This window comes from Mycobacterium sp., assembly GCF_039583785.1.
Lineage (GTDB): Bacteria > Actinomycetota > Actinomycetes > Mycobacteriales > Mycobacteriaceae > Mycobacterium.
The window spans coordinates 1-5681 of record NZ_JAVKSG010000121.1; the positions used below are offsets into that span (position 1 = coordinate 1).

Sequence of the window (5681 nt, forward strand, 5' to 3'; positions counted from 1 at the left end):
GATTGAACGCTCAGCCACGGCCGGGGTGCCCGCAGGAAAACGGCGCGTTACCGAGACCTTGACGCCGCGTCAATTTTCCTCGTCACGCAGAAAAGGCCGCGTGGCCAGAAGATAGATCGCAAAGACCGTCAGCGGCGCCAGCACCGGCAACCACGGCAGTTGCAGCGGAAATGCCGTCGCTACCATGCCCGCGAGCGTGAATGCCAGGGCCGAAACCAGCGTCGCCGCACTCACCGAGTCGAGGCCGGCGCCGCTCGCGGCGGCATGTCGCAGCACCAGGTAGACGGCCGCCGACAAGCCCGCCACCGCCGCGACCACTGCCGGCGGGCCGGTCACCGCGATTACCAGCACGGTCAGCAATACCGCGAGCGTGGCGACCGGGCGAAGCAGGACCGCTGCCCCCACCGCGACCAACGCGGACACCGCGAGGGCGCGGGTCGGGCCGTGTGTTCCGACACCTGCGGCGGCCACCATCAGCAGCCCACAGGCGATCGAGAGTAGCTGCGCGGCGCTCCTCATGACCGGCGTCCAGCCAGCCGCCGGCGATGATCCGGCACCGCGTGCATCGATTGATCAAGGGTCCGATCGGGGTGCCAGGCCATCACGTCGACGCCGACGGTGCCCATGTCGCGGTACATCGCCGTCCGCTGCAGGGCCCACATTCGTTCGACCAGCGGGTCTTGGGCGGCGCGGAAGGGTGCGCCGTGCAACACGTCGACCGCCACCACGACGTGACCACGTCGGCGCAAGTCGATCAGTGCCAGCGCGAACTCGGTGTCGAGCAGCGTGGAGAATCCGACCACGATCGCGCCCGATGGAACTGCCGCTGCGGGGGCCAATGTCCCTGTCGTGCTTTCGAATTCATCGCCTGCGCTGAGGACGGCGTCGAGCACACGATAGAACTGGCGCTGCCCGATATCGGCGCCGAGCCAACGGGGCCTACGGCCGCCGAGCGCGACGATGCCGGCTCGGTCCCCGTTGCGTAGCGCGGTCTGCACCACCTGAGCGGCGCCCCGCACGATGCGCTCGGTGGCCTGGGTCGCGGGGCCGGCAGGCTGGGGATAGCCGTCGATCAGCACCACCACATCCGCGGAGCGATCGGTCAGGCGCTGGGTCACATGCAGCCGTCCGCGGCGGGCACTGACCGGCCAGTTGACCGTGCGCAGCTGATCGCCCGGCACGTAGATGCGAATGTCGGCATATTCGACGCCGCGGCCGATGTGCCGGGTCAGATGGGTGCCGAGGCGGTCGAGCAACTCGGTGGGCGGAAGCGTCGTCGGTTGGGGCGGTGTCATCGGAAAGACCGTTACCTCCGCCGCGTCCACGTCTCCCGCTCCGACCAGCAGCCCGCCGTGCGCAACGACCTCGACCGTAGCCCGCACCGGATAACGCCCCCAGCGGTCGGCACTGGCGGTCACCGTCAGCCTCTCGCCGGGTTCGACCTCCAGCTGCATACCCTCGCCCGCCGAAGCGGTGAGTTCGATTGCGGTGCCTAATGTTTCCGTGCCAGCCCATAGAGCTAGCTGGACCTGCTCGGCCTCGAAGCATCGTTGTGAGCCGGGCTCGGCGTGCACCGTGACCTTCGGCAGCGGCCGTTGCCAGCTCACCGAACACAACACGCCGAGCAGTGGCGCCGCGAAGGCGACGAGTTGCCAGCAGGATCTGATCAGCCCGACGGCCAGCGCCAGTGCAGCGCAGGTCGCGATCGCGCGTGTCAACGATGAGGCGCGCCAACGCAACTGAACTTCTCGGATCTCGACCACGCGGCCTACTGTGGGCCGCCGCGCGTTCGTGGCACCGGCAAGCGCCGCAGCAACTCCTCGACGATGTCCGAGCCTTGGATCTTTCGTACCCACATCTCCGGCCGCAGCGTGATTCGATGCGCCACGGCTGGCGGGGCGAGCGCCTTGATGTCCTCGGGAATCACGTAGTCGCGACCGAGCAGCAGCGCGTGGGCCCGCGCGAGCTGCACCAGATCGAGTTCGGCACGGGGGCTGGCACCGACCGCCACCTGCGGGTGATGCCGGGTCGCGGCGGCCAGCGACACCACGTAATTCAACACGTCCTCGTGCACGCTGACCTGCTCGACAGCCTCGCGCATGGCCAGCAGATCATGGTGATCTACTACCTGATTCACGGTGGGCTCGGCCGATCCCCGATCCAGCCGCCGGCGCAGCATCGACACCTCGTCGCGCTCCGAGAGATAACGCAGCTCGAGCCGCACCGCGAACCGGTCCAGCTGCGCCTCGGGCAGCGGATAGGTGCCTTCGTATTCGATCGGGTTGTCGGTCGCCAACACGATGAACGGCGCAGGCAACGGGTGCGTGACGCCGTCGATGCTGACCTGGCCCTCGGCCATCGCCTCCAGCAACGCCGCTTGGGTCTTGGGCGGTGTGCGATTGATTTCATCGGCCAGCACCAGGTTCGTGAAGATCGGGCCGGGCCGGAAATCGAAGTGGCCCGACTGCATGTCGTAGACCGTCGAGCCGAGCAGATCGGCCGGCAGCAGGTCGGGGGTGAACTGCACGCGGGTGAAATGCAGACCGAGCGCGGCGGCGAACGACCGGGCGATCAGCGTTTTGCCAAGGCCCGGCAGATCTTCGATCAGCACGTGTCCGCGCGCGAGAACCGTCGTCAGAATGAGGGTGAGCGCCGCCCGCTTGCCCACCACGACGCGTTCGATCTCGTCGAGCACCGCAGTTGCCTGAGCCGTTGTCGTTGCAGCCGAGGTCATGTCCGACATGCGCCCCCTGTCATACCTGCTCGAGGCGTTCGAGGATTTCCTCGAGCGTCGCGCGGCCCGGCCCGGGTTCGGCCAGGCCGGTGCGCGAAACATTGTTGGGGCTCACCCACGCCCACAGCTCAGGACCGAAAAGCGTTCGGCCCGTTGCATCGAACGCTGCCGGATCCTTGGCTTGCTTTTGACCGGTTGCGATCGCGAACCGCCGCGCGAGCATCGGACGCAGGTGCCTGTCCCAGTCGGCTCGCGTCGATTCCGACCGGTGAATCATCGTCTGCGTCCGAGACAACCAACTGCGCAGTATTTCCTCGAGGGCATTCGGAGTTTCGGGCGGCGGCGGCGCGATCTCGCGTCCCAGGACCTGCCGCACATTGATCAACGCGAAAAGCACTGCGGCGCCGGCCACCCAGAGCACGTAGCGTCGGTCATGCAGCGAAAGCGCGGTCAGTTCCGCGCACAAAATGACCGAAACGCCTAGCACAATAATTCTTTTCATACCGTGCTCCCCATATCGGCGAGAACCAGCTTCAGCACGCCTATGGCGCGGCTGCGGTGATCCTCGGTCATCACGTGCCGGCTGAATCGCGCCTCCTCGAACAGGGTCACCAGTTCGGTCGCGTTGTCGGCGTGTAGCGCGTGGTGTTCGACAGCGCGAGCCAAAACCTCTGTCGGAGTGTCGAAATCTTGCGGGATGGCGCCGGGGAAACGCCGCAGCTCGCGTTCCATCGCCGCGTAGCACACGATGATCGCTTGTCGCGGATCGCGATTGGGATCCTCTACTTCGGCCAGCCCGCTTTCCGCCGCCCGGACCAGTGAGGTGGCCGCGGTCGCGAGCGGTGCCGGTTCATCGAGCGGCCCGGCCATGGCGATACGCGAATCGACACTGCGACTCCGCCGCGAGAACACTGCGCCCGCGACGATCATCACCAGCAGGGTGACCGTAGCGGCGATCAGATACGGCAGCACGTCGCGATCCGGTCCGGAGTCCTGCGAGCCCGGCCGCTGCGGAGCGTTACCGGCCGGCGTGGGGACGCTGGATTGCGGTGCGGGCTGAGCTAAATCGAAGTGCGGGCTGACGAATCTCGACAGCAGAAAGAGCAGGATCAGCCACACCACCAGCACGGCGGACCCGATCACCAGCACTCGCCACGCCGGCCGACCGCCGCTGGACAACCTCGTCGGCAAGTCGCGGGCGCTGCTCGCGACCCGACGTGGATCGCGAAGCCGGGCAATGAGCGCCATGGCAACGATCGCCAGCGATACGCTCAGCAACGCCGCAACATAGATCAGCGATGCGCCGCTCTGCGGTGGTTGCTGTCGGTCGGTGCGCTCAACGCCCGGGAGATATCCGCGCAGCGCTGCGGCAAGGACGATCAACAGCACAATAACGGCGACTACGCGGCCAGTCGCCCTGTCCAAGATCGGCACACTCGACAAGAGACCATCGTGGCACGGAGTCGAGGTGAACGGCCAGCAATCGGGTCAGAGATGCCCGCAGGTTGTCACTCATCGTGCCGCGGGCCCGCCCGAGTCGATGCTCCTCGGTCAGGCGCGTCCAGACGGAGGTGTGCTCCGGTGGTAGTCCGCCAGGTACGCCGGTAGCGGTATCGCGGGATCCAGGTCGCTGGCGGGGATGGGCGTGCCCGGCTGCGGGGTGAGCGGCAGCACGCCGGCCCAGTGCGGCAACGTCAGGTCTTCCTCGTCGTCGGCGGGGCCGCCGGTGCGCACCCTGGCGGAGACCTCGACGAGGTCCAGGGCAAGCACGGCGGTCGCTGCCAGTTCGCGGGCGTCGGGAGGTCTGCTGTCGGCCGCTCGGCCGGCTGCGACGTGGTCGACCACCGCGGCCAACGCGCGCCGCTTCTCCCCGTCCTCGCGCACCAGTTGGGCATTACCGACGACAACCACCGATCGGAACTCCAGCGAATGGTGCATCCAGGAACGCGCCAGGACCAAGCCGTCGACCAGAGTCGCCGTGACGGAGACGGGCAATCCGCCGGGAGCGCCCGCACCGGCGAGCATCGGGTGGCTGCCGGTCGATCCATGCAGGTAGAGCGTCTCGCCCAGCCGCGCGTGAATCGTGGGCAACACCACCGAACCGCCATTGGCCGTGACAGATTAGCGCCTCGTCGAGGATGCCTGACCGTGACCCATTGGGCCGCAGTCACGATCTACGGCTGCGTTATCAGAGCAGGGTGATCGCGACGGGAATACCGAGCTGATCAGTGGCCTTGACCAAGCGGCTGTCGACGGTGATCACCGCGGCAGAGCGTTCGGCGGCGACAGCGACATACAGGCCGTCATAGATCGAGATGTTGTGCCGCCAGGCCCAGGCGGTGCGCAGGAGCAGTGCATCAGGGAGCACGTATTCGATGGCGAGTGCGGTGGCGGTATCGGCGGCGGCCTCGGCGTCCTCGAGTTTTAATTGCTCGCGCACGACCGCTTTGTGCAGGGTGCGTAGCACCTCGCCCGGCATGTGGGCCGGTGCGAGCCAGCCGTCGTCGCTGTTCAGGGCTGCGCGTGCCGCGTCGCCTTGAGGAGTGCCGCTCGTGAGCGCCAACACCAGCACGCCTGCGTCCACCACGATCACAGTCGAAAATTCACCCGTCGCGGTCGGCGCGGATGACGACCGCCACTTCCTCGGCTGTCATGGTAAGGCTGCGATGACTAGCCAATGCCTCCAAGAGCTGCCGGTTGCGTTGAGCCTGGTACTCCCGTTCCAAAAGTGATCGAAGATACGTTTGGGTGGATTGGCCGCGCGCCTCGGCGCGGGCGGCCAGTGCGTCGCGAACTTCTTCAGGGACATCTTTGATTTGAATCGCAACCGCCATAGCCACAAGCTATCACATGCGCATGACATGCACATGTTCTAGGTGCCCGCGGTCAACGGCTACCAACTTCATCGGTCGTCTTTTGAGGTATTACCCATACGAGTCAAGTCACG

General features: G+C 66.7%; 7 protein-coding genes and 1 pseudogene. All 8 read right to left on the reverse strand.

Features of this window, described 5'->3' with window-relative positions; all coding sequences use genetic code 11:
• Positions 1–69 precede the first annotated feature (69 nt).
• The 8 genes and pseudogenes from ABDV69_RS19915 to ABDV69_RS19950 all read right to left on the reverse strand — a co-directional run bounded on the left by ABDV69_RS19915 (position 70) and on the right by ABDV69_RS19950 (position 5568).
• Entirely contained in the window at positions 70–519 is a 450-nt protein-coding gene (locus tag ABDV69_RS19915; protein WP_343577464.1) for a hypothetical protein, read from the reverse strand.
• Positions 516–1763 (reverse strand): DUF58 domain-containing protein, encoded by a 1248-nt coding sequence (locus tag ABDV69_RS19920; RefSeq protein WP_343577465.1) that lies wholly within the window; start codon positions 1761–1763, stop codon positions 516–518. The genes ABDV69_RS19915 and ABDV69_RS19920 overlap by 4 nt, the downstream gene beginning before the upstream one ends.
• A gap of 5 nt (positions 1764–1768) precedes the next feature.
• Complete coding sequence (locus ABDV69_RS19925) at positions 1769–2734, reverse strand: MoxR family ATPase (RefSeq protein WP_343577466.1); 966 nt, start codon at positions 2732–2734, stop codon at positions 1769–1771.
• A 19-nt stretch (positions 2735–2753) separates the two neighbouring features.
• Positions 2754–3236 carry a hypothetical protein gene (locus ABDV69_RS19930; RefSeq protein WP_343577467.1) on the reverse strand — a complete coding sequence of 161 codons (483 nt, stop codon included), beginning with the start codon at positions 3234–3236 and terminating at the stop codon, positions 2754–2756.
• A complete protein-coding gene (locus ABDV69_RS19935) occupies positions 3233–4168 on the reverse strand; it encodes a DUF4129 domain-containing protein (RefSeq protein WP_343577470.1) in 936 nt (311 codons plus the stop codon). The genes ABDV69_RS19930 and ABDV69_RS19935 overlap by 4 nt, the downstream gene beginning before the upstream one ends.
• A gap of 117 nt (positions 4169–4285) precedes the next feature.
• Positions 4286–4874 (reverse strand): annotated as a pseudogene (locus ABDV69_RS19940) (pyridoxamine 5'-phosphate oxidase family protein); the annotation flags it as partial.
• A 48-nt stretch (positions 4875–4922) separates the two neighbouring features.
• A complete protein-coding gene (locus tag ABDV69_RS19945; protein ID WP_343577468.1) occupies positions 4923–5327 on the reverse strand; it encodes a type II toxin-antitoxin system VapC family toxin in 405 nt (134 codons plus the stop codon).
• A 10-nt stretch (positions 5328–5337) separates the two neighbouring features.
• Complete coding sequence (locus ABDV69_RS19950) at positions 5338–5568, reverse strand: hypothetical protein (RefSeq protein WP_343577469.1); 231 nt, start codon at positions 5566–5568, stop codon at positions 5338–5340.
• Between the last annotated feature and the right edge of the window lie 113 nt (positions 5569–5681).

Excerpts from the sequence above, each read along its gene's own strand:
- ABDV69_RS19915 (WP_343577464.1), bottom strand. The coding sequence starts at position 519 with ATGAGGAGCGCCGCGCAGCTACTCTCGATCGCCTGTGGGCTGCTGATG.
- ABDV69_RS19930 (WP_343577467.1), bottom strand. The coding sequence starts at position 3,236 with ATGAAAAGAATTATTGTGCTAGGCGTTTCGGTCATTTTGTGCGCGGAA.
- ABDV69_RS19925 (WP_343577466.1), bottom strand. The coding sequence starts at position 2,734 with ATGACCTCGGCTGCAACGACAACGGCTCAGGCAACTGCGGTGCTCGAC.
- ABDV69_RS19950 (WP_343577469.1), bottom strand. The coding sequence starts at position 5,568 with ATGGCGGTTGCGATTCAAATCAAAGATGTCCCTGAAGAAGTTCGCGAC.